Raw genomic sequence first — 21,795 nt, forward strand, 5'->3', positions numbered from 1 at the left:
ATCAACACTGCGGCATGGTCCGCGGTCACCATCTTTCCTATGCCTAATACTGACATTGTCATCAGCAACAAACTGGGATTGCACGCTCGGGCCGCGGCCAAGCTGACGCAGCTTGCCAGCAAGTTTTCCAGCGAAATCTTCATTTCGCGCGGTGCGCAGCGCGTGAACGCCAAGAGCATCATGGGCGTCATGATGCTGGCGGCCGGTCTGGGCGTCACGGTCAAGCTCGAGGCCTCCGGCAGCGATGCCGAGCAGGCCTTGTCCGAAATCGAAACTCTGTTCGACAGCAAATTCGGTGAGCAGGAATAAAACGTCTTCTGAAGCTGCCGGCCCGGCTCGGGCCGGTTCGCCTGCACCCGCGACCGGCGCGCCCGCTGCTGGCGCGCCCCACGGGGCTGGCTCTGCCAGCCCCGTTGTGTGTCTGTACGGCAAGGGCGTCGCCAAGGGGTACGCCATCGGCCGCGCCGTGGTCATGGGCGCTGCCGCCCTTGAAGTCGCGCACTACCGGATCTCTCCGGAAGATGTGCCCGCCGAGAGCGCACGCCTGACCGAAGCGCTGGCGTCGGCGCAGCAGGAACTGCTGCAACTGGCCGACACGCTTCCGGCCGACGCGCCGCGCGAACTGGGCGCGATGCTCAATGTGCACAGCCTGCTCCTGGGCGATCCGCTTCTGGCCGAACAGACGCTTGCCCTGATCGCCGACCGTCACTACAACGCCGAGTGGGCGCTGACGACGCAGGGCCAGATCCTGGGGCAGCAGTTCGACGCCATGGAAGACGAGTACCTGCGCGAGCGCGGGGCGGATGTGCGCCAGGTGATCGAGCGCGTGCTGCACGTCCTGGCCGGCACGTCGGCGATCCTTCCCGACATGTCCCACATGGGCGGCGACGATGCCCTGGTGGTGGTGGCGCACGATATCTCTCCCGCCGACATGCTGCGCCTGCGCGGCGGCCGGTTCGCCGCCTTCGTCACCGACCTGGGCGGCCCGACGTCTCACACCGCGATCGTGGCGCGCAGCATGGGCGTGCCCGCCGTGGTCGCCATGGGCAACGTCCGCGAGCTCGTTCGCGACGGCGACATGCTGATCATCGACGGCTCGGTCGGCGCGGTGGTGGTCAACCCGTCCGACCGCATCCTCCAGGAATACCGCCGCCGCCAGGCCGCCTACGCAGACGAGCGCGCCGAGCTCAGCCTCCTGCGCGACGAGCCCTCCGTCACGCTGGACGGCATCGACATCACGCTGCACGCCAACATCGAGCTGCCGGACGAAGCTGCGCTTGCGCTGGCGTCCGGCGCGCATGGCATCGGGCTCTTTCGCAGCGAATTTCTCTTCATGGGCCGGCCAGACCTGCCCGGCGAAGAAGAGCAGTACGAGGCCTATGCATCGGTCGTCAAGGTGATGGCGGGCCGTCCGGTCACGATCCGTACGCTGGACATCGGCTCGGACAAGACGCTGGACGGCGAGGCCACCGTGGCCACCAACCCCGCTCTGGGACAGCGCGCCATCCGCTATTGCCTGGCGCGTCCAGAGATGTTCGCGACGCAGCTGCGCGCCATCCTCAGGGCTTCCGCCCACGGCCCGGTGCGCCTCTTGATCCCGATGATCGCGCACATGCACGAAGTCGTGGCTGCCAAGGCCGCCATCGAATCCGCCCGCCGCGAACTCGATGCTCGTGGTCAGGCCTATGCGCCACACATGGAAGTGGGCGCGATGGTCGAGGTGCCCGCGATCGCCATCGCGATCGAACCCTTCGCCCAGGCGCTGGATTTCCTGTCCATCGGCACCAACGACCTGATCCAGTACACGCTTGCCATCGACCGGGGCGACCACGACGTGGCGTCGCTGTACGATCCGCTGCATCCGGCGGTGCTGCGCCTGGTCGCCAACACCATCAATGCGGGCGAACGCGCGGGCAAGCCGGTCGCCGTCTGCGGCGAAATGGCGGGCGATTCGCGCATGACGCGCCTGCTGCTTGGCCTGGGCCTGACCGAGTTCTCCATGCACCCGCAGCAGCTCCTGGACGTGAAACGCGAGGTTCGCCGCGCGCATTCCAATGCGCTTCGCATCAAGGTGGCCTCGGCGCTGAACCGCGCCTTGCCCGTCGACCTGGACGCCCTCGGCCCGGCTTGATTCATCCTTTGCGGCAGTGACTGAACCGGGTGTCAGACACCCGTGGAGTCGACCGCAATCAGACGACCCTTTCCGCCGGGTGTCTGACACCCTCCCAAGCAAGCTGACAAAAAAAGAGCCCTTCATGATGAAGGGCTCTTTCATTTTCCATCCCGCCCCGCCGCAGGGCGCGGCGGGAGCGTCGCAGCAACTTAGCTGTGATAGGCGGATTCGCCGTGGCTGGTGACGTCCAGGCCTTCGCGCTCCTGGTCTTCCGGCACACGCAGACCGCACAGGGCGTTGGCGATCTTGTAGGCAATCCATGCCACCACGCCAGACCACACGACCGTCAGCAGGACACCTTCGAGCTGCACCCACAGTTGGTGGGCGATCATGCCGGGCTCGGCCAGGCCGGGGCCGCCGAAGACCTGCGCGTTGAACACGCCGGTGAGCAGGGCGCCGACAATGCCGCCCACGCCGTGGATGCCGAACACGTCCAGCGCATCGTCAGCACGCAGCAGGCGCTTCAGGCCATTCACGCCCCAGACGCAGACCACGCCGGCAACCACGCCGATGATCAGGGCGCCCACCGGACCGACCAGGCCGGCGGCGGGAGTGATGCCGACCAGGCCGGCAATGGCGCCCGACGCGGCACCCAGCATCGAGGGCTTGCCCTTGATGGCCCATTCCGTGAACAGCCAGGCCAGGACGGCGCCCGCCGTGGCGATCATGGTGTTGAAGAAGGCCAGGGTGGCGTTCTCGTTGGCGGCCAGGGCCGAACCCGCGTTGAACCCGAACCAGCCCACCCACAGCAGGGCGGCGCCCACGAACGTCATCGGCAGGTTGTGCGGCTGCATGGCTTCGCGGCCGTAGCCCACGCGCTTGCCGACCACGTAGGCGCCGACCAGGCCAGCCACGCCGGCGTTGATGTGCACCACGGTGCCGCCGGCGAAGTCCAGCGCGCCTTGGGCATTCAACAGGCCCGGCGCGGTTTCAGAGGCGAACCACACCATGTGCGCAATGGGGATGTAGGCGAACGTGAACCAGATCACCGTGAACACCAGCACGGCCGAAAAGCGGGCGCGCTCGGCAAAGCTGCCGACCACCAGGGCGCAGGTGATGCCGGCGAACGTGGCCTGGAACGAGGCGAACAGCAGCTCGGTCAGGGTGTTCGACATGGCGTACGTGCCGTCTGCCGGGTTGAACATGCCAGAGAAGAAGGCGCGCGAGAGGCCGCCGAAGAAGGCGTTGCCCTCGGTGAACGCGAGGGAGTATCCATAGATGAACCAGAGAACCAGGCCCAGCACGAACGTGCACAACACTTGCAGCAAGACGGACAGCACGTTTTTGCTGCGCACCAGGCCGGCGTAGAACATGGCCAGGCCGGGTACGGCCATCATCAATACAAGCAGGGTAGAGACGAGCAACCAGGAGATATCTGCTTTATCCATTTTCAGGCTCCATTGAGGCTTTATTTATTTACAGCGCAGCTTCGCCGGCTTCGCCAGTTCTGATACGGATGACTTGTTCAAGGGGGGCGGCGAAGATCTTGCCGTCGCCGATCTTGCCGGTGCGGGCGGCTTGTTCGATTGCTTCGATGACCTGATCGACAAGGTGATCGGGCACGGCGGCCTCGACCCGCAGCTTGGGCAGGAAGTCCACGGCGTATTCCGCGCCGCGATAGAGTTCGGTGTGGCCCTTCTGGCGGCCAAAGCCTTTGACTTCGGTAACGGTCAGGCCCTGGACCCCGATCCCGGACAGAGCCACCCGCACTTCGTCGAGCTTGAAGGGCTTGATGATGGCGATGATGAGTTTCATGGCATTTCCTCTCATGGTTGCACGCACCCTGGTTAAAGCAATATCCGTGCCATGTTGGACAGCGCCGGGGATGGCCGGGAAAGGCGCAAATGTTGTGCGGGAAGGCACCATAATGGTGCGCAATGCACCGTGGAGCGGCCTCTTTTTGGTGCGCAACAATGGGTAGCCCCGCCATGCAACCAGATGTATGCCGCACGAAGGATTTGTAGCCATTTAATGCGGACGTGTCGGGCACGTGCGCGTGCGTGCCGCCGCATCCGCCGGTGCGTTGCGCCGGCTCCGCAGGCCGCTCAGCGTTACCGGCTGCGGCTCCGCGCATGCAGCGCGGGTTTCGGGGGCGGCCGCGTTTGGCCCAAAGCGCCTCAAATTGGGGTGCGAGCCTGATACGAGGGTTTACACCGATCGGCTTGTTGGTAGGGGTGGGGTCGAGAAGAATCGAAACCAGGACGTGTATCGGGCAAATGACCGATGCACAGCGCGGTCTCAGCGACCGGCGGCAAGGCTAGTGGTGTTGGTAGGGGGTTGCCGTCAGGCAGCCCGGTTTTCTCCTGTGCTTTGAAGGGCGGTCACCGCATGCGGCCCGCCCTTTTTTTTGCGGCGGCGTAAGCGGCGCGGCCTGAACCCGGCGACCAACGCACTACACTTGAGGCATCCGGAACATCGAGAGGCAACTATGAACAATCGCACCCAGTGGATGGAAGACCTTCAGAAGAACATTTCCGACCTGATCGCGCGCAGCCCGGCGGCGGACGTCGAGCGCAATGTGCGCGCCATGATGACGCAGGCGTTTTCCAAGCTGGATCTGGTCACCCGCGAAGAGTTCGACGTGCAGGCGGATCTGCTTGCACGCACGCGCGCCCGCGTCGATCAACTGGCTGCCCAGGTGCAGCAGATGGAAGAGCGCCTGACCGGGCTGGACAAGGGGCCGGCCACCGGGCAGGACAAGTAAGCAAGCCCCGCGCGCCCGCTTTGCGCGGGCCCTGCGCGAGATCGTTTTGTCACGGCCGCTTCCCGCGGCCGTTTGTTTTTTGCGGATACTGGCGGCCCGAACCCTCCGGAGACCGTCGTGACGCTTGCCGTACTTGCCAGCCGGGCCCTTTGCGGCATGCATGCCCATGCGGTCCGCGTGGAAACGCACCTGGGGCCTGGGCTGCCGGGTTTCAACGTTGTCGGGCTGGTCGACACCGAAGTCCGGGAAAGCCGCGAGCGGGTCCGCGCGGCCATCATCAACAGCGGTTTTGAATTTCCGGCGGGGCGCATCACCGTCAACCTGTCGCCGGCCGACATGCCCAAGGAGTCCGGCCGCTTTGATCTGCCGATTGCGTTGGGGGTGCTGCTGGCGTCCGGGCAGTTGGCTGCCCCCGCGCAAGACGGTGCACCTGCCGGCGCACCGGATCCCGCGCTGGCCGGGCTGGTGCTTGCCGGCGAACTTTCCCTCACCGGGGCGCTTGTGCCCGTCGCCGCGCCGCTGGTGATCGCCCTGAGCGTCGCCCGGGACGCGCCCGACGCCACGCTTATCCTGCCAGCCGGCAGCGCCGAGCAGGCCGCCTGGGTTCCCGGCTTGCGTGTGCTGTCGGCCCGCTGCCTGGCGGACGTGGCAGCCCACGCAGCTGGCGCCTGCCTGCTTCCCAATGCCGTGCCCGCGCCGTGGCCGCCCGCCGCGCCCGTCCCCTGTCTGTCGGATGTGCGGGGCCAGCCGGGCGCGCGGCGGGCGCTTGAAGTCGCGGCGGCGGGCGGCCACAGCCTGTTGATGCTGGGGCCGCCCGGTGCGGGCAAGAGCATGCTGGCCGCACGCCTGCCGGGCCTGCTGCCGCCGCTGGAGCGCAATCAGGCGCTCGAAGCGGCGGCCGTGGCGACGATGGCCGGAATGCCCGACACGCTCACCGGGCAGCCGCCGTTCAGGGCGCCGCACCATTCGGCTTCGGTAGCCGCGCTGGTCGGCGGTGGCGGGCGCCCGCGGCCCGGTGAAATCAGTCTGGCGCATCACGGCGTGCTGTTCCTCGATGAGCTTCCGGAATTCAGCCGCCGCTCGCTCGAGGCGCTGCGAGAGCCGCTGGAGGCGGGCAGGGTGGTCATCTCGCGGGCGTTGCACGCCGCGCAGTTTCCGGCCCGTTTTCAGCTCGTGGCCGCAATGAATCCCTGTCCTTGCGGCTGGCGCGGCCATCCGGCGCGCACGTGCGCCTGCACGCCGGATCAGGTGACGCGTTATGCGGGCAAGATATCGGGACCGTTACTGGACCGGATCGATCTGCATGTGGCCCTGCCGCCGTCCGATCCCGCCTGGATGACCGCGCCTCCCGGCGAATCGTCGCAAGCCGTCCGCGAGCGCGTGGTCCGCTGCCGTGAACGCCAGATGGCCCGCCAGGGCAAGATCAACGCCGGGCTGGCCGGGGCCGAGCTGGACGAATTCTGCGTGATGGATGCCGATGCCCAGACGCTGCTGCAGCAGGCCATGCGCCGCCTGACAGGCTCGGCGCGGGCGATGCACCGGGCGCTGCGCGTGGCCCGCACGATCGCGGATCTGGACGGCCAGGCGGTGCTGGCGGCCAGTCATGTCGCGCAGGCGGTGCAGTACCGGCGTACGGGGGTATGATCCCCGGGCGGCGTCGGCCCTGCGATCCCGTTGTTCCGGGCGTACGCGCTGACTCGACAAAGTCCAGGAAATCACCATATAATCAAAGGCTTTTCCGGATGTGGGTCAGTTTTGTCCGCCTTCGGGAAACAATCGCGAAACCGCCTGGCCGGCTGCTTTATCGAATGGATGCATTTCGTTCGGAACTGGCTTTTCAGATTTCGCGACCCCCCAGAAGTGGCAACAGGTCTACAAGTTTTGGCGTCTTTGGCGCCAAGCACCTGGCGTCATGTAAATCAACAATGCGTGTTTTAGTTTAGGGAATCATCATGCCCAAGATGAAAACCAAGAAAAGCGCCTCCAAGCGCTTTAAGGTGCGCGGCAGCGGCTCCATCAAGCGTGGTCAGGCGTTCAAGCGTCACATCCTGACCAAGAAGACCACCAAGGCCAAGCGTCAATTGCGCGGCTCTGCGGCGGTTCATGACTCCAACGTGGCCTCCGTCAAGGCCATGATGCCTTTCGCTTGATCTAAGGGAGATCTACTATGCCTCGCGTCAAACGCGGCGTAACTGCCCGCGCACGTCACAAGAAAGTCATTGCCGCCGCCAAGGGTTACCGTGGCCGCCGCGGTAATGTGTTCCGTATTGCCAAGCAAGCAGTCATGCGCGCTGGCCAATACGCCTACCGCGACCGCCGCAACAAGAAGCGTACGTTCCGCGCTCTGTGGATCACGCGTATCAACGCGGCCGTCCGTGAGCATGGCGTCAGCTACAGCGTGTTCATCGCTGGCCTGAAGAAGGCTTCGATCGAACTCGACCGCAAGGTCCTGGCCGATCTGGCCGTGCGCGACAAGGCCGGCTTTGCCGCCATCGTGCAGCAAGCCAAGGCTGCCTTGGCTGCCTGATCGCGCGCTTTAACTCATCGCGCATCGCTGCAAACGGGGCTGTAATGGCCCCGTTTGCGTTTTGAAGGCTGGATTTCATGACTCGATTGGTTGACGACCTGGTAGCCCAGGCGCAAGAACGGTTCGCCGCGGCTACGGATGCCGCCGCGCTTGAGAACGCAAAAGCTCGCTTCCTGGGCAAGGAAGGCGCCTTGACGGTGCTGCTCAAAGGCCTGGGCAAGCTCGATCCCGAGCAGAAGCGAGAGGCCGGCGCACGAATCAACCAGGCCAAGCAGAAGATCGAAGAGCTTCTGACCTCGCGCCGTGCCGAACTGGCGCAGGCGGAGCTGGATGCCCGTCTGGCATCCGAAACCATTGACGTCACCCTCCCGGGCCGCGGTCGCGCGCCGGGCGGTATCCATCCGGTGATCCGGACCTGGGAACGCGTGGAAGAAATCTTCCGTTCCATTGGCTTTGACGTGGCCGACGGCCCCGAAGTGGAAAACGACTGGACCAATTTCACCGCATTGAACAACCCGCTGGACCATCCCGCGCGTTCCATGCAGGACACGTTCTACGTCGACATGAACGACGCGGACGGTCTGCCGCTGCTGCTGCGCACGCACACCAGCCCCATGCAGGTGCGTTATGCCCGCATGCACAAGCCGCCCATCAAGGTCATCGCGCCCGGGCGCACCTATCGCGTCGACAGCGACGCCACGCACTCGCCCATGTTCCACCAGGTGGAAGGGCTCTGGATCGCCGAGGACATCTCGTTTGCCGACCTGAAGGGCGTGTACACCGATTTCCTGCGTTGCTTCTTTGAAAGCGACGATCTGGTCGTGCGATTCCGCCCGTCGTTTTTCCCGTTCACGGAACCGTCCGCCGAGATCGACATGATGTTCACCTCGGGTCCCAACCGCGGCCGCTGGCTGGAGATCTCCGGTTCCGGCCAGGTGCATCCGCAGGTGGTGCGCAATTTCGGGCTGGATCCCGAGCGCTACATCGGCTTTGCCTTCGGCTCCGGACTCGAGCGCCTGACGATGTTGCGCTACGGCGTCAACGATCTGCGCCAGTTCTACGAAGGCGATTTGCGCTTCCTGCGCCAGTTCAACGAATAACAGACGGCTGATCATGCAATTTCCCGAATCCTGGCTGCGTACGCTGGTCAATCCTCCGATCGCAACCGATGAACTCGCGCACCGGCTCACGATGGCCGGCCTGGAAGTCGAAGAAACCGAACCGGCCGCGCCCGCCTTCTCAGGCGTGGTCGTCGCGCACATCGTCGAAATCGCCCCGCATCCGGACGCCGACAAGTTGCGCGTCTGCCAGGTCGACGACGGCTCGGGCGAACGCCTGCAGATCGTGTGTGGCGCGCCCAACGCGGCCGCCGGCCTGAAGGTGCCTCTCGCCCGCGTGGGCGCGGAATTGCCCGGCGGCATGAAGATCGGCGTGGCCAAGATGCGCGGCGTGCAGTCCTCCGGCATGCTGTGCTCGGCGCGCGAACTGGGTCTGTCGCAAGACCACGCGGGCCTCCTGGAACTGCCCGCGGACATGGTGCCCGGCCAATCCATCCGCGAAGCGCTGGACCTGGACGACACGCTGTTCACGCTCAAGCTGACGCCCAACCGCGCCGACTGCCTGTCGATTCTGGGCGTGGCGCGCGAAGTGGCCGCGCTGACCGGCGCGCCGCTGTCGGTGCCGACGGCCGCTGCCGTGCCCGTCACGCTCGATGAGCGCCTGCCCGTCAAGATCGAAGCGCCCGACCTGTGCGGCCGTTTCGGCGGCCGCGTCATTCGCGGCGTGAACGCGCGCGCAGCGACGCCCGAGTGGATGAAGACGCGCCTTGAGCGCGCCGGCCAGCGCTCGCTGTCCGCGCTGGTCGACATCTCCAACTACGTCATGCTTGAACTCGGCCGCCCGTCGCATGTGTTCGATCTGGACAAGATCGGCGGCGACATCAGCGTGCGCTGGGCGCGTGAAGGCGAAACGCTTGAACTCTTGAACGGCCAGACCGTCACGCTCGATCCGAAGGTCGGCGTCGTCGTCGCGGGCGACCAGGTCGAAAGCCTGGCCGGCATCATGGGCGGCGAAGCTACCTCGGTGACGCTGGACACGCAGAACATCTATCTCGAAGCCGCATTCTGGTGGCCGCAAGCCATTGCCGGCCGTGCGCGCCGCTTCAAGTTCAGCTCCGAAGCCAGCCACCGCTTCGAACGCGGCGTGGACTACGCCAGCATTCCCGAGCACATTGAATTCATCACCCGCCTCATCGTCGACATCTGCGGCGGCCAGGTGGGTCCCATCGACGACCAGATCGTCAATCTGCCGCAGCGTCCGCCGGTGCGCATGCGCCTGGCGCGCTGCCATCGCGTGCTGGGCGTGCCGGTCACGCGTGAGCAGGTGGCAACCATCTTCGGCAGCTTGGGACTGGACTACGCGCTAGAGGGCGATGACTTCATCGTCAATCCGCCGTCGTACCGTTTCGATCTGGAAATCGAAGAAGACCTGATCGAGGAAGTGGCTCGCATCTACGGTTTTGAAAGCATCCCCGACGTGCCGCCGATGGCGCGCGCCAAGATGTTCTCGCAGCCCGAAGTGCGCCGCGGCGCGCATGCGCTTCGCCGTCTTGCGGCCGCGCAGGACTACCAGGAAGTCGTCAACTACAGCTTCGTCGAAGCCGACTGGGAACGCGATTTCGCGGGCAACGACAATCCCGTGCGGCTTGTGAACCCGATCGCCAGCCATCTGTCGGTCATGCGTTCCAGCCTGATCGGCGGCCTGGTCGCCAATATCCGTCACAACGCCAACCGCAAGCAATCGCGCGTTCGCCTGTTCGAGCTGGGACGCGTGTTTTTCCGCGATGCGTCGGCCGAGGACGGCCCGCTGCAAGTGGCTGGCGTGCGCCAGCCCATGAAGCTCGCGGGCGCAGCCTGGGGCCCGGCGGCCGAAGAACAGTGGGGCGTGCCCACGCGTCAGGTGGACTTCTTTGACGTCAAGATGGACGTCGAGTCGCTGTTCGGCGCACGCGGCCGCCGCCTGCGCTTCGAGGCTGCGGCGCATCCCGCGCTGCATCCCGGCCGTGGCGCGCGCGTCATGCTGGACGGCAAGCACGTGGGCTGGATCGGCGAATTGCATCCGCGCTGGGCGCAACAGGCCGACCTGGCGCATGCGCCGGTGGTCTTCGAGCTGGACGTGGACGCGCTGTCGGAAGGCGAATTGCCGCAGGTGCGCGAGCTCTCGCGCCAGCCCGTGGTGGTGCGCGACCTGGCGCTGTGGGTCGACGAGGACGTGACGGTACAATCCATGCTCGATACCGTCGCCAAGGCCGTCAAGGCCGATACGCAACTGGCCGTTGTGCAGGATGCGCGCGTGTTCGACGTGTGGCGCGACAAGGCGCAGGGCAGCGAACCGGTCGCCGAGAAAAGCCTTGCGTTCCGTTTCTGGCTACAGGACACTGAGGTCACTTTGGACGAAGCCCGCGTGGCCGACTGCCTCGCGCGCATCAAGGAAGCCCTGGTTGCCGCGCACGGCGCGCGCCAACGTGGCTGAACATGGGGACCAGTATGCTTGCCGAGCAACGCACCCTCACCAAGGCCGAGCTGGCCGAGCTGCTTTTCGAGCGGGTCGGCCTGAACAAGCGCGAAGCCAAGGACATTGTCGATACGTTCTTCGAGGAAATCCGCGACGCCCTGGCGCGCGGTGATTCCGTCAAGCTCTCGGGTTTCGGCAACTTCCAGGTGCGCGACAAACCGCCGCGCCCTGGCCGCAACCCGAAGACCGGAGAAACCATTCCCATCGCGGCGCGGCGTGTCGTCACCTTCCACGCCAGCCAGAAACTCAAGAGCGTGGTCGAGCAGGCCGTTCCTACAACGCCCGACGCCGCGGAGTGATACGCTTTGTCGGTAATTGTTATCGGCGCACCACGCATCGCGCGCATAAAATCCGCTTATGACACGTACTGAATCCACCGTTACCTTACCGCCCATTCCCGCCAAGCGTTACTTCACCATCGGCGAAGTCAGCGACCTGTGTGGCGTCAAGCCTCATGTGTTGCGGTACTGGGAACAGGAATTCACTCAGCTCAAGCCCGTGAAGCGCCGCGGCAACCGCCGCTATTATCAGCACCACGAAGTGCTGCTCATCCGCCGCATCCGTTCGCTGCTGTACGAGCAAGGCTTCACGATCAGCGGCGCGCGCAATCGCCTGGGCGATGCGCGCGACGTGCCGCACGACCAGGATGCCGCCGTGCGCCTGTCGGGCACCGAGATGCAGTCGCTGCGCGCGGAACTCGGCAACGTGTCGGCGATGCTTGCCGAAGCCTTGGGAACGACGGGCACTGCGCCCGCCGCTGCTGCGTCGACGCAGACCGCGCCCACTGCCTGAGCCGTTTTCTTCGCGACCCATCGGTTGCAATCCAGCGTTTGATTTCAGTACCCGCGACGCGCGACCGCCTTCATGGCAGCGCGCGTCGCAGCTAGTCGTGCCTTGCGCTTCGCGCGCGCCGCTTCATCACTTTGCACCGATGTGAACGGCGAACGCAAAGCGCAAAATTTTTTCCGGTATTCAGCACTTTTTTTGCACCAATGCGTGCAAACATTTTTTAGTTCTGCTATACTCTTTTTCTTTCGGGGCGTAGCGCAGCCTGGTAGCGCACTTGCATGGGGTGCAAGGGGTCGCGAGTTCGAATCCCGCCGTCCCGACCAGTAGTTCCAAGGCCGTTAGTGAGAGTACTCACTAACGGCCTTTCTCATTGTGGGGACTTTCGTGGGGACATCATCCCCGCGAATTCCATATCCCCTATGCCACCTTCCGCTTCAAAACCGTCAACGCCGGACTGCGCGTGTCGGTCGCGGAAACTCGGTTCGCATATTCAATAAGCTTCGCCAGCTCAGCCGTTGAATAATGCGAAGTGATACTCCCGTCTGTGTGTCCCAATAATGCCTTGCGGTCCTCCTCTGGCACGTCGGCCGCCCGCAGTCGCCTTCCGTATGTGTGCTTCAAATCGTGAACACGCAGGCTCGCGAACCCAGGGTGCGGCGCCGCGCCGTGGGTCTTCTTCCACTGCGCGGCGGCCCGCTTTCGTGCGTTACGCCAGGCGGTGTCGTTCATCCGGTGCAAGGCTCGGCCCTCGTAGGGAAAAACCCATTCGGGATGCTGTCCCCGTTGCTTGCGAATGATTGACCGCGCGACATCGTTGAGCACAACCAGTCGCTCCTCCCGGTTTTTCACGCCGGAGTCGTCGAACCGTCCTCCGAACTCTGCTGGGATGAGGAACACGCTGGTGCCGAGCCCCTCAACTTCGATTTCCCACTGCCATTTCAGTTTGCAGACTTCCTGCTCGCGGCAGCCGGTGTTCACCTTGTAGAGTGCCATGACCTGCAGGTGCTCCGGCAGCTCTTTGAACAGCGCCGCCTGTTCCTCCCATGAGAGAGGGTAGGGCTGGCGCCGCGACTTCTCGCTCAGCATTTCGATCATCGGGACCACCGCGAGCCAGGGCTTTCGGTTGTCGTCGCGCCACTTGCGAGAAGCGACATTTAGGACTCGGACGACGCGCTGCAGCGCAATGTTGACCGTGCGAGGCGCTCGCCCGGCCTCGAGGCGATCATCGACATAGGCCTGCAGCGCTTCGTTGTCGACCTCATCCAGATGTAGGTCGCCGATGTACGGGTCCAGCTGCTTGAGATAGGTGGCTGTCAGCCAAATGGATGGTTGGTGCGCGTACTCCTTTAGGTAGCGGGTTGCCGCGGCGCGGAAAGTCGGGCGCCAGTGGGGGCGCTCCTTCCGCTCTGCGTCGGCCTGGACGATTCGCTCGAGGAGGAACCGCTCGGCTTCCGCGCGAACGCTTGTGCCAGTGCTGCCTCGAATTCGTCCGTATCCGCGGACGACTTTGTCGATGTGCCAGACGCCGTCTTTGAGCGTGAGCCCGGTAATTGTTTTTTGCCCCATAGACTTGATGCTCCGTTGCTACGTGGGCGCTCGCTGCGGGGGGAATCCTTGCGCGCAGGTGCGTCCTTGTCAATCGCCATCCGCTCCGCATACTCGTCAGCAAAGCGGTCGAGCTCCTTGCGATCGAAGGCAATTCCTTGCTTTCCGATGCTGATTTCTCGCAGAAAGGGCCGTGCCGCCACATCAAAGACGCGGCGGCACATGCCGAGGTAGGCCGGCGCCTTGCCGACTCGGATGAATCGCGGAGGAATGTCGGACATTTATCGGTCCCCGTTTGTATCTGCCGCGCGCGGCGGCGCGTCGTCGCATGCGCCGCCTGTAGTAACCGAGCTGATGAGACGGTCCAGGCCGATGACGGCCGGGTCAGCGGCTGGGAGGAAGGCCAGGGCTGCCCGGACGTCGCGCAGAGCCTGAACGAGGTTGAAAGCCGGCTGCGGTGCCGTGCCCAGGACGGCTCGAATAGTCGCGCCAAAGGTGCCGATGCGCGGGCCGCGTGCGGCGAACGTATCGATCCAGACCTGGTCGGGCTGGTCCGGCACGAGACGCCATGTAGTCGTCGTCATACGCGCGGGCCCTCCATCGCCGCCTTGATGCGGGTTTGCTGAAGCAGGTCGATCTGATCCTCGGGCTTGCCCGTGGCCATCACGTTGCGCAAGATGGGAAGCGCCTGTCGGAGGGCTTCCACGCTGCGCTCCTGGATCGGAACGAGGTAGTGCAGGGCGACGTGCAGGTCGCGCAGCGGCTGGAGCGGAAGCGTCTTGCCGTGGCGGGCTTCCCACATTTCGAAGTGCCATATCAGGCCCTCGATCGCGGGTGCGGCTTCGTACCGATAGCCGTCACACGCCAGGAACTCGGGGAACCCGCGCTCATTGACGGATACCGTGCCTGTGCGGTCCAGCTCGTCGAACAGCTGCTCGAGCGGGCGCATGACGATCTCCGCGCCGACCATCATCGGCGCGGCCTTGGGCCGCTCCTCGTGGCGCGTGCGGCTACGGCGACGGCCTTCGATGCGCTGTACCAGCCGGCGATCCTTTCGGTTCATGTATGGGTGCATAGTCAGGCCTCCGCGCGCTGCAGGTCCCGGATTGCGAAATAGACGTCCATGCAGCCTTTGACGTCTGCCATCGCGCTGTGGGCGTTCACGAGCGGCTTGCCTGTGAAGAATTGGACCGCCTCGCCCAGATTGGCCGTCTTGTAGTGGTTCCTTCCGGCCGCGATCATTTTTGCGGTGGGCGGGCATTTGACGATGGGCGTCGCCTTGCGCGCCGTGCATTCCGCGACGCCGTTCTTCCAGGCGACCAGCTCGGGTTGGAGCTCGCCGGCGCGGTGTTGGGCGATGCGGATGATGCGCGCGTCGAATTGTTCGTTGTGCGCGATCCGGGTACGACGGCCCCAAAGCTCCAAGAACAACGAGAGGGCCAGAGACTCGGGCACCCCGACGGCTGCCGCGTGTTCCGTGGTGATGCCGTGCACCGCCGCGACTTCGTCGGGGATGATCCACCCCTCGGGGCGGACGACGACGTCCAGGCTGGCAACCGTCTCACGGGTGTCCAGGTCGACCAGTGCCGCGGCCAGCTGCACGATATGGGGTTGGTCCGGATGCTCGGACGGCTGGTTAAACAGCGGCAGGCCAGTCGTTTCGGTGTCGTAGAAAAATCCCAGGTTTTGCATGTCGTTGTCCTTGTGTCAGGCGGCCGCGCGCAGCTTGGGCTGCTCGGTCGTACCGTTTTCAATCCAGAAGGTGGTGAAGGCATCCGAGGGCGCAGCCGGCGCGGCTTTGAGCGTGCCCAGCAGCAGGATGGTGTGCAGGTGGCCGTCAGCTGCCAGCGCGTCGACCAAGCCGAGCGCGTCGCCGCGGCCGGGCAGGTCCAGGCAGTCGAAGCGGTCCAGGATCAAGCAGCGCAGGCCTGAAATGAGGGCCAGAGCGGCTCCAATGAGAGCGTCAACGCGCCAACGTTCGGACTCGGACAACAGCCGATACTGTCGACCTGCCCACGTGATGCCCATGTCAGCGCCAATCGCGGGCGCATGCCACCCGGCCAACCCAGCCAGTTCGGCCAGCTTGTCGTTGAAGGGCTGCAATGCCTCGGACAGGATCTCGCCCGGAATGCCATCTGGCGAAAGCGCGTCGCCGATGGCCAGCCAAGCCAGCACCTCGCCGTGGTAGCGCGTAGCGTTCTGAGTGCGCTCCGCAGCGCTGGCGGCGGCCTGTTTGGCGTTCAACAGCGCCTGCACGCGGTCGTCGATCGCCTTGCGCTCAGCGCGCAGTGCGGTCACCTTGGCTCGTGCGGCCTCCACGTCGGCGGGCTGGATCGCCTCCGGTGCGGCCGCATCCTGCAGTTGTGCTTCGGCGGCCTCTGCCGCGGCGATGTCGCGCCGGTCGTTCTCGACGCTGCGCGCCATCAGGTCGCGGGCCTCGATCGCCTTCGGCAGGGCCGCGACAGCCTCCGGATCGCCTTTGCCGTCAATGGGGCCATACTGCGCGACATACTTGCCCAGAGCGGCATCGGCCACGTCATACGCTTCGAAGCCGCCACCCTCTGCCTCAATGAAATTCAGGGCGCTGTACAGCCAGTCGGCCAGCTCATGGATGAGGCCTTCGCGCGCGCCAGATCCGGCCTTGGCCTGCAGGGCTTCGATCTTGGCCGCCAGATTGGCGCATTCGGCCTCGTCGAATTCCAGCTTCTGGCGTAGCGCCGGCAGCTTCGCGGCCTGCGCCTGTCGAGCCGCGATCTGATCGCGGGCCGCCGCATAGGCGTTGGCCTTTTGCTCGAGAGCGCCCAGGGCTTTGGTGTGCTGTTCCAGCTTCGCGTCGACGCCGGCCAGCGTCGCGCGCTCGCCTACCAGCGCGGCCTGGTCGAACGGCGGAATCTCGGCGGCCCATCCTTCTGCCTTCTGGCTTCCCCACTGTTCGCCGGTCGCGGCCTTCCAGGCGCCCTTGGCCTGGGTCGCCTCCTGCTTGGCGTGCTCGGCGCCGGCGGCAAAGCCGCTACGCAGGATGGGCTTGATTTGCGTCACCAGGTTTGCGGCGCACCCGCGCTCCACCAGGCGGCGTTCGATGTCATCCGGCTTGATCTTCGTGCCCATGAGCGTGAACAGCAGCGTACGGCGGTCGTCCGGCTTGGCGGCGGCGAACCGCTCGGGCGCGAGCACGTAGGGCAGGGCGGGTGATGATGGCACCAGTGCCTCGCCCGACTGCGTGCCTTTGGGCAAACCGATACCGATGGCGCCTTCGTCCAGGTCCAGCGTGACTGCACCAAGCTTCGCGCCATCGGTGACGAGCGCGGGAAACTCTTTCTTGAGGCCGACGCGCTCCGGGCTGCCCAGCATTGCCAGGCGCACGGCTTCGGCGATGCTGGACTTGCCGGCACCATTGGGCCCGGCGATCAAGGCGACGGGGGTGCGCAGATCAAGATCAACGGCGCGGGCGCCTTGGAAATTTTCAATGGTGATACGGTTGATTCGCATGATTGCTCCTCAGATTGGGAAAACCAGTTCGCGAGAGCCATCGGGGCGCATCGCCGTAACGACGCCGAACTGCTCCAGGGATTCCAGGAGCGACGCGGCGCGGTTGTAGCCGATGCGCAGATGGCGTTGAACGAGGGAAATTGAGGCGCGGCCGTGTTGGACGATGACGTGGCGCGCTTGAGCCAGAAGCGGGTCGACATTGGGCTCGTCGTCGCCGCTCACGAGCGCCGGCCCGGTTGCCGTCCGGAACATATCGCCCTGGCGGTCGTCAACACATTCGCCACCCAACACGTCCACCAGGTCGGCGATCAGAGGGCGTAGAGTGCTGGCCATCAAGTAAAAATCCGCCTCGAACGTGTCCGCGTCGTTCTTCGCAACGCGCTCCACATCCTTGTGCAGGGCCTCGCAGGGCAGGACGCGTTTCAGCACCAGCTCGTCGTCCAGCAGAAACGACACCTTGTCGTTCCAGGTAAGGCCAAGGCGCGTGCATTGCATGCCGTTCTGGAGGTGGCGGCGGATCTCGTCGGCCTCCAGCGGACGGTTGACGTACTGCACAGCGCCCGCGCCCTGACCGGCGGCGCGCAGGTCCGCCGTCGTGTCGATCGTGAAGCCTTCCGGCGCTTCGTCTTCGGCAAGCCAGCCCGTCATCGCGCCAGCCGCAGCGGTCTTGACGGTGAGGCGTTCCAGGACGAAGTTGTCGATGCTCTTGCACAGCAGACTGATGGCGGTATCTCGCGGGCCGCTCGCAGCGCTGTCGATGCCAAGGCGGCCAGCGTGCGTGTCGATCCATATCAGGACGTCATCCTGCTGCCGGAACGCCGCGGGCAGCATCTGCGTAATGACCTGCTCGCGGATCTCCTTGCGCTGCTTCTTTCCGGGCTTGAACCCCTGGGACTTTTCCACCTTTTCAGCGAGTTCCTGCAGTTGCAGTTCGATCGCCTTGGCGGGCATCACGCGCGATTCCGTGCGCATGCGCAGCAACAGATGGCTCTGCACGGCATGCACCACACCGAAGCCCTCATGGACCGGGGCCCACCCGGTGGACTCGGCCTGCAGATCCGTCGTGGGGACGAACAGAAAGCGCTCGAGCATGCTTGTCAGCTGCTCAAGGGTCACGACCCACCCAGCGGGCAGGGAGTAGACCGAGAGGTTGCGGAAAAACACCATGTCGGTCCCCGGCCGTTACTCGGGTGCGGCCATGCGACGGCGCGGCGTTGTAGCCGGCGCGCGCTGCTGCTCTGCGGTCATGGATACTCGACGCGATTGATACAGCTTGTGCAGCCGCGCGCGCTCGGCCAGGTCGTTCACCCCCTCGATCGAATCGCTGGCCAGGTCCAGGACGTCCAGGGATTTGGCGTTGGAGATCTGGTGTTCCACTGCTGCCGGATCCAGGCCCGGATCCGCGTCACTAGCGCCGGCCGGGTCGGGATGTTGGTCCCCGGCCGCCTCCTCCTGCGCGACAGTGGCGGCTATTGCCCCGTCCTGCGCCGGGTTACCGGCTGCGGCTTGCGCCTTCGCTGCGGAGGTGTCAGGTTGGTCGGCGGGCTCGCGCGCCTCGATGTCGACAGCGTCTGCCTGTGCGGACGCGGGCTGGCGCTGGGTTGGCTGGGCGGTAGCGCGCAGCTCGTCCACATTGACGCTGATGGTGCCGTCAGGCCCGGTGGTCGCTTCAATAATGTCCTGGGCCTCCTCGACGGATTGGAGGCCCATCAACAGCTCGGGCGCGTACAGCTTGCCGAAGAAGCTCGCCGTGCGGTAGCGCAGCATGACTTCTTCCATGGTCTGCCACTTGCTGCCCGACTTCGTGTACCAGCCTTCCTTGACGGCCATTTCGATGGTGACCTTGGGAGACTCCAGGCGCTCTCCCGTCTCTTTCTCGATGGCCCATGCCACGCAAACCTTGTCCCGGATCTTCACCGTGCGGCTGCTGGTTTCGCGCTGGCCGTTGTTCCAGCTGGTAGTCGTGTAGGCGACCTCCTTGTCGCCCAGGTCCTGGATGTCGAAGCGCAAGGGCGAGAACCGGCCGCAGCCGTTGATCGCGGCGATGATCCACTGCGACGACCACGACGGCCGCCCCTCCACGATGTAGAGGTTCTGCATGACCATCAGCGGGTCGGCGCCCATGCGCTGCGCCATGTTGAGCGCGACGACGGAATTCGCCAGCGCGTTGGGGTTCTCGCGCGATTCCTTGACGTTGCCGAAGCGGTCCAGCTTCTCGATCGTCTGGCGGTAGGCGACGGGCACCAGGGTGCTGCTCGACAGCAGGCGCGCAGCGCGCTGCATGAGTTCGAAGCCCTGCAAACTGCCGAAGCCGGGCGCCACCATCGGCATGTGCGATTCGGGCGCCGCGCGCAGGCTCTGGACGGTTGTGTTCTGATTCATGGTTAGCTTCCTTTCTTCTGTTGAGCGCGGTAGTCGTGGTATTCGGCGGCCGTGGCCATGGCGACGGTCTGGCGCTCGTCGGGCTTGGCCTCCTTGTCGTACTGCTTGACCTGGCTGACCAGAAATTCGGCCGGTTCCCAGGCCAGGTGCTGGGTAACGACCGATTTGCCGGCCTTGTCGGTGCGCCGGACGAACACGTCGCGGCTGACGGGGTGGAGGGACATGCGGGGCTCCTCTGGTTATCGGAAAAGGCACGAAGACCAGCGCGCGCAGTACTTCTGGCTGCAAAGAACGCTGGATGGGTTGGGCGGGAAAAGGCCGGTGCGGAACATGGCCGCGGCGTGCTCGAGCAGGCCGGGCTGTTCGGGCTCGCCGACCATGACGCGGCGGGCGTCGAAAACAGGACTCACGGCGGTCGCGGCGCTACCGCTGGTGGACAGGGCGATGATTTGGGAGCCGACCGTGCGCACCTTCTTGGTGTGCTCGTACATGAGCTGATAGGTGCCGGTCTGCGCGGCGCGGCCTTGCGTGACGGCCTTGCCGTCCTGCACGACGCGCGCGCCCGTCTTCACGTCGGGCACGACAATGCCGCCCTCGGTTTCGGCCACGCGCGCTCGGTCCATCGTGCCGGTAAGTCGGACGGTCATTCCGTTGCCGCAGTCGATGTCCAGCGGGTCCAGCTTCGTTTCGACGTCGATGTAGGTGAACTTCGGGGCGACGTCCGCGCAGTACTTCACCAGGATGGTCAGGGCGATCTGCTCGGCTTTCGCCATCGGCAGGCCGTCCTGCGCGTGGTCGACCTCATAGGCGGGGTTGCGCAGTTCGTCGACAAGCACGTCGGCGGCTTCGTCGGGCGTGCACGGCTTGCCCTCCAGGCGGGCCAGGTCATAGGCCGCGGTGCCAGCGTGGACGGCGGTCCCCAGCAACGCGCGCATACCCGCGGGCTTCTTCATGCCCAGGATGTGCGTGCCTTCCCAGGCGTGGGCGCAATCGAAGAGGCGGCCCCAGCTGGACGCCCGCACGGTGAAAACGTTGGGTTGCATGGTGGTCCTTCTCAGCGAGCGGCGTGGTAGGCGGCGCCGGGCTGCTGTGCCGGTTGGGCGTCCAGAGTCGGACCGACCACGCCGGTGGCGGCCAGCATCAGCGCGCCGACGGCGAACGCTGCGTAACCGGCCAGGTCCAGATCGCGGCCTGCGCGGCGTGCGCGGCGCCAGAGCACTACGATGCGGCGCGCGCTCATGCGTGCCTCGCATAGTCAGAGTCGGGCACGATCACAACGTCGCCGCGGATCTGATGGGGAATGCCGCGGGCGTCCTGGTAGAGGCGCGTTGCGGCCGGGTTGACGGGCAAGTTCTTTTGGATTCCGTCGTCGTCGACCAGCATGACGTGCACGTGGTCGGCGAGGCTGACCGTGTCCAGGGCGTCAGCGCCGATCATCTGGCAGACGTCCTGGATAGCGTGGGGCCCGTGCAGGATCGTTTCGGTGCCGTCGGCGCGGATCAGTTTGCGGATGGGCTTCATTCGCGGCCCCCTTGTTCAGCCTCGAGCGCGGCCTGTGCCATCTGAGCCAGCTCGAAATCGCGATCAAGGATGCCGGTGGAGCCACCGGCAATCTGCGCCAGCGTGGAACGCAGGCGGGCGTTGGCCAGGCGCAATTCCAGGTTTTTCGACTGCAGCGCGGAGTTCTTCGATTGCATGGTGGCCTCGGTCACCATCTTGGGCTGATCGTGCTCAGACGCGACGTATGGCCGGCCAGCCAGCGCTGCGTCGGCTCGGCTGGCGATCCAGCGCAGGCGCCGCGTTTGCGACGAACTAGCGCGTGCCGTGCGCATGATGTGATCCAGCGCGTCGCGCTGGAGGTCGTGGGTGTTCATAGCGAGCGGTTCTCCAGGATGGCCGCGCCGGGGCCGATCTGCCGGCTCGGCAGGCACTCGAAGGCGATGCGGGTGGTGGGCGGAAAGATGTCTAGGACGTCGAGGCATTCGGCCTGCGTGGCGAAGCGTTCGATCACCACGACGGGCGGACGGTCGTAGTCGGCGGGCAGGAAGGCCAGCAAGACCCAGAGGGTGGCGGCCGTCATGCGCGTCCCCACGGATCAGTGCGCCGGCGATAGGCCGCGAACGCGTCGATGGCGCGGGCCATGCAGAACGCAACGGGCAGGAGGAGGAGTGCGGAGGCAGTCACGGCTGGCCGCCTTTGCCGAGAATTTGGCGGGCGCGCAGGACGAGTTCGTCCTGCAGCTGCTTCACACCTGCAGCGCCGGCGTCACGATCAAACTGCCACTTGCTGATGGCGGTCAAAGCGACGCCGGCGGCTGCGGTGGGATCCAAGTCGCACTGCAGCGTTTCGGTCCACCAATCGATGGGCTCGCCGAAGGCGCGGGCCGCGCGCCCCGCAAACAAATCGCAGAGGACGCTGAGGATGTCGGCGTCGGTCAGTTCGGCGGGGGCGAGTTGGATTAGGGTGGACTCGGCCACGACGATGTCGCCGTGTGCCGAAGTCGAGGGCGGGGGCCAGAGGCGTCGCATCGTTCGTCTCCAATACTTAAAGTAGAAAACTGAGTTGAATTCTACATAAAGTAGAATTCCAGTCAACAACTAAAAGTAGAAGCTT

General features: G+C 65.3%; 26 protein-coding genes and 1 tRNA gene. 11 read left to right on the forward strand and 16 right to left on the reverse strand.

The window, feature by feature from the left end; all coding sequences use genetic code 11:
* The first annotated feature begins 39 nt into the window (after window positions 1-39).
* Window positions 40-309, forward strand: coding sequence for an HPr family phosphocarrier protein (locus tag V6V88_RS09275; RefSeq protein WP_006387993.1), 270 nt, complete (start codon window positions 40-42; stop codon window positions 307-309).
* A gap of 163 nt (window positions 310-472) precedes the next feature.
* Window positions 473-2,131, forward strand: coding sequence for a phosphoenolpyruvate--protein phosphotransferase (gene ptsP, locus V6V88_RS09280; protein WP_338619567.1), 1,659 nt, complete (start codon window positions 473-475; stop codon window positions 2,129-2,131).
* Window positions 2,132-2,322: 191 nt separating this feature from the next.
* On the opposite strand, the gene amt is transcribed toward ptsP, so the two are convergent.
* Both amt and V6V88_RS09290 read right to left on the reverse strand, forming a co-directional pair.
* Window positions 2,323-3,561: an ammonium transporter gene (gene amt / locus V6V88_RS09285; protein ID WP_056315887.1), complete on the reverse strand. Its 1,239-nt coding sequence runs from the start codon at window positions 3,559-3,561 to the stop codon at window positions 2,323-2,325.
* 28 nt (window positions 3,562-3,589) lie between these two features.
* Entirely contained in the window at window positions 3,590-3,928 is a 339-nt protein-coding gene (locus V6V88_RS09290) for a P-II family nitrogen regulator (protein WP_006218735.1), read from the reverse strand.
* A gap of 673 nt (window positions 3,929-4,601) precedes the next feature.
* On the opposite strand from V6V88_RS09290, the gene V6V88_RS09295 reads away from it, so the two are divergent.
* The 9 genes from V6V88_RS09295 to V6V88_RS09335 all read left to right on the forward strand — a co-directional run bounded on the left by V6V88_RS09295 (window position 4,602) and on the right by V6V88_RS09335 (window position 12,089).
* Window positions 4,602-4,877, forward strand: coding sequence for an accessory factor UbiK family protein (locus tag V6V88_RS09295; protein ID WP_223575109.1), 276 nt, complete (start codon window positions 4,602-4,604; stop codon window positions 4,875-4,877).
* Window positions 4,878-4,994: 117 nt separating this feature from the next.
* Entirely contained in the window at window positions 4,995-6,521 is a 1,527-nt protein-coding gene (locus V6V88_RS09300) for a YifB family Mg chelatase-like AAA ATPase (protein WP_338618949.1), read from the forward strand.
* A 308-nt stretch (window positions 6,522-6,829) separates the two neighbouring features.
* A complete protein-coding gene (gene rpmI, locus V6V88_RS09305; protein ID WP_008159912.1) occupies window positions 6,830-7,027 on the forward strand; it encodes a 50S ribosomal protein L35 in 198 nt (65 codons plus the stop codon).
* A 17-nt stretch (window positions 7,028-7,044) separates the two neighbouring features.
* Window positions 7,045-7,404: a 50S ribosomal protein L20 gene (rplT, locus tag V6V88_RS09310; protein WP_006218741.1), complete on the forward strand. Its 360-nt coding sequence runs from the start codon at window positions 7,045-7,047 to the stop codon at window positions 7,402-7,404.
* 77 nt (window positions 7,405-7,481) lie between these two features.
* Window positions 7,482-8,504 carry a phenylalanine--tRNA ligase subunit alpha gene (gene pheS / locus V6V88_RS09315; RefSeq protein ID WP_056315894.1) on the forward strand — a complete coding sequence of 341 codons (1,023 nt, stop codon included), beginning with the start codon at window positions 7,482-7,484 and terminating at the stop codon, window positions 8,502-8,504.
* Between the two features lie 13 nt (window positions 8,505-8,517).
* Window positions 8,518-10,935, forward strand: coding sequence for a phenylalanine--tRNA ligase subunit beta (gene pheT, locus V6V88_RS09320; RefSeq protein WP_338618952.1), 2,418 nt, complete (start codon window positions 8,518-8,520; stop codon window positions 10,933-10,935).
* A gap of 2 nt (window positions 10,936-10,937) precedes the next feature.
* Window positions 10,938-11,276 carry an integration host factor subunit alpha gene (locus tag V6V88_RS09325; RefSeq protein ID WP_081101104.1) on the forward strand — a complete coding sequence of 113 codons (339 nt, stop codon included), beginning with the start codon at window positions 10,938-10,940 and terminating at the stop codon, window positions 11,274-11,276.
* Between the two features lie 58 nt (window positions 11,277-11,334).
* Complete coding sequence (locus V6V88_RS09330; protein ID WP_062841878.1) at window positions 11,335-11,769, forward strand: MerR family transcriptional regulator; 435 nt, start codon at window positions 11,335-11,337, stop codon at window positions 11,767-11,769.
* A gap of 243 nt (window positions 11,770-12,012) precedes the next feature.
* Window positions 12,013-12,089 (forward strand) — tRNA-Pro (locus V6V88_RS09335).
* Window positions 12,090-12,183: 94 nt separating this feature from the next.
* Here V6V88_RS09335 and V6V88_RS09340 read toward each other — a convergent pair.
* From V6V88_RS09340 to V6V88_RS09405, 14 genes are all read right to left on the reverse strand, one after another.
* A complete protein-coding gene (locus tag V6V88_RS09340; protein ID WP_338618954.1) occupies window positions 12,184-13,332 on the reverse strand; it encodes a tyrosine-type recombinase/integrase in 1,149 nt (382 codons plus the stop codon).
* Window positions 13,333-13,592: 260 nt separating this feature from the next.
* Window positions 13,593-13,895: a hypothetical protein gene (locus V6V88_RS09345; protein WP_338618956.1), complete on the reverse strand. Its 303-nt coding sequence runs from the start codon at window positions 13,893-13,895 to the stop codon at window positions 13,593-13,595.
* A complete protein-coding gene (locus V6V88_RS09350) occupies window positions 13,892-14,374 on the reverse strand; it encodes a hypothetical protein (RefSeq protein WP_338618958.1) in 483 nt (160 codons plus the stop codon). Before V6V88_RS09350 ends, V6V88_RS09345 begins: the two co-directional genes overlap by 4 nt.
* 14 nt (window positions 14,375-14,388) lie before the next feature.
* Window positions 14,389-15,003, reverse strand: coding sequence for a 3'-5' exonuclease (locus V6V88_RS09355; protein WP_338618959.1), 615 nt, complete (start codon window positions 15,001-15,003; stop codon window positions 14,389-14,391).
* Between the two features lie 15 nt (window positions 15,004-15,018).
* A complete protein-coding gene (locus V6V88_RS09360; RefSeq protein ID WP_338618960.1) occupies window positions 15,019-16,800 on the reverse strand; it encodes an AAA family ATPase in 1,782 nt (593 codons plus the stop codon).
* Window positions 16,801-16,809: 9 nt separating this feature from the next.
* Entirely contained in the window at window positions 16,810-17,967 is a 1,158-nt protein-coding gene (gene rdgC, locus V6V88_RS09365; protein ID WP_338618963.1) for a recombination-associated protein RdgC, read from the reverse strand.
* A 15-nt stretch (window positions 17,968-17,982) separates the two neighbouring features.
* On the reverse strand, window positions 17,983-19,182 hold the full coding sequence (locus V6V88_RS09370; protein ID WP_338618965.1) for a hypothetical protein: 1,200 nt from the start codon (window positions 19,180-19,182) through the stop codon (window positions 17,983-17,985).
* Between the two features lie 2 nt (window positions 19,183-19,184).
* Window positions 19,185-19,406, reverse strand: a complete 222-nt coding sequence (locus V6V88_RS09375) for a hypothetical protein (RefSeq protein ID WP_338618966.1) — start codon at window positions 19,404-19,406, stop codon at window positions 19,185-19,187.
* Window positions 19,407-19,421: 15 nt separating this feature from the next.
* Complete coding sequence (locus V6V88_RS09380) at window positions 19,422-20,225, reverse strand: PD-(D/E)XK nuclease family protein (RefSeq protein ID WP_338618967.1); 804 nt, start codon at window positions 20,223-20,225, stop codon at window positions 19,422-19,424.
* A gap of 11 nt (window positions 20,226-20,236) precedes the next feature.
* Window positions 20,237-20,401: a hypothetical protein gene (locus tag V6V88_RS09385; RefSeq protein WP_338618969.1), complete on the reverse strand. Its 165-nt coding sequence runs from the start codon at window positions 20,399-20,401 to the stop codon at window positions 20,237-20,239.
* A gap of 17 nt (window positions 20,402-20,418) precedes the next feature.
* A complete protein-coding gene (locus V6V88_RS09390; protein ID WP_338618972.1) occupies window positions 20,419-20,703 on the reverse strand; it encodes a hypothetical protein in 285 nt (94 codons plus the stop codon).
* Window positions 20,700-21,056 carry a hypothetical protein gene (locus tag V6V88_RS09395; RefSeq protein WP_338618974.1) on the reverse strand — a complete coding sequence of 119 codons (357 nt, stop codon included), beginning with the start codon at window positions 21,054-21,056 and terminating at the stop codon, window positions 20,700-20,702. Before V6V88_RS09395 ends, V6V88_RS09390 begins: the two co-directional genes overlap by 4 nt.
* Window positions 21,053-21,274, reverse strand: coding sequence for a hypothetical protein (locus V6V88_RS09400; RefSeq protein WP_338618975.1), 222 nt, complete (start codon window positions 21,272-21,274; stop codon window positions 21,053-21,055). The genes V6V88_RS09395 and V6V88_RS09400 overlap by 4 nt, the downstream gene beginning before the upstream one ends.
* Window positions 21,275-21,362: 88 nt before the next feature.
* Complete coding sequence (locus V6V88_RS09405; RefSeq protein ID WP_338618977.1) at window positions 21,363-21,659, reverse strand: hypothetical protein; 297 nt, start codon at window positions 21,657-21,659, stop codon at window positions 21,363-21,365.
* Between the last annotated feature and the right edge of the window lie 136 nt (window positions 21,660-21,795).

The organism is Achromobacter sp. E1 (genome assembly GCF_037039475.1).
Lineage (GTDB): Bacteria > Pseudomonadota > Gammaproteobacteria > Burkholderiales > Burkholderiaceae_B > Achromobacter > Achromobacter mucicolens.